The 1,101-nt window shown below is 34.4% G+C and carries 1 protein-coding gene; it reads left to right on the forward strand.

What is annotated here, in order from left to right; all coding sequences use genetic code 11:
• The first annotated feature begins 56 nt into the window (after positions 1 to 56).
• Positions 57 to 1,085, forward strand: a complete 1,029-nt coding sequence (locus FTT84_RS17900; protein WP_007116247.1) for an IS701 family transposase — start codon at positions 57 to 59, stop codon at positions 1,083 to 1,085.
• Positions 1,086 to 1,101 lie beyond the last annotated feature (16 nt).

Here is a 1,101-nt window from a genome sequence, read left to right on the forward strand (position 1 = left end):
TAGGACTTACGCATTGACGGATTCAAAAAAGTATTAAAATACTTTATAAAGTATCTGTGATCAGACGAATTAAACATGCTTCTACAGCAACTTGTACATTACCCATTTATATGGGCTTTCTCATGACAGAACCGAACTCTATTAGCTGCACACAACTTGCCGAGACTTATAACATCTCGCATGATAGTGTAAATCGCTTTCTAGAACGTGAAGACTACACACCTCACGACCTATATCAAGAAGCAATTCAACATATTGATAATAATAAACTTATAGTCAGTATTGATGATACTGTTTTAGATAAACCATATAGTCAACATATGGACTTGGTTAGCTATTTTTGGTCAGGCAAACACCACCGATCCGTCAAGGGTATTAATCTCATTACCTTGTATGCGACAGATCAGAATGGTCAAAATATTCCAATTAATTTCCGAATTTATGACAAATCTGAAAGTAAAACCAAGAATGATTACTTTATGGATATGTTAAGTGAAGTACTCAGTTGGGGTGCAAAGATTCAATTTATTACAGGTGATAGTTGGTATTCATCGACTGGAAATCTAAAAACCATAAGAAAATATGGTATTCGATTTATGTTTGGTATCGACTGTAACCGTAAGGTTTCCCCAGAAAAAGGACAATGGTTTCAACTGCGTTTATTGCCAAATTTCCATCAGGGTCAAGTGGTCTGGCTCAAAGATTTTGGCTTTGTACAATTATTTAAGACTCAGTTAAAAGAACAGCAGAGGTTTTATATTGTGCATCAAGATGAAGATGATTTATTGTCCTTTGAGGGTTTTCATGAATTACATTCAAGTCATTGGAAAATAGAGCAATATCACCGGGTGATTAAACAGGTTTGTCATATTGAAAAGTTTCAAGTAAGACGATCTAAACTGATTTTGAATCATATTTTTTCAGCCTTGATGGCCTACGTCGAGATACAAAAGAACCAGTTTGAGCGGATCTTTGAAAATGTATATCGTTGGCAGAAGAAATTATTTAGACCAGTTATCAAAAACTTCATTGATGACTTTATTCTCGATAAAAATCATCTGCTACCACAGAGAATCTATAAATAATAGTGCGTAAGTCCTA

Origin of the sequence: Acinetobacter sp. YH01019, from assembly GCF_013420285.1 — a bacterium.
GTDB lineage: Bacteria > Pseudomonadota > Gammaproteobacteria > Pseudomonadales > Moraxellaceae > Acinetobacter > Acinetobacter gandensis.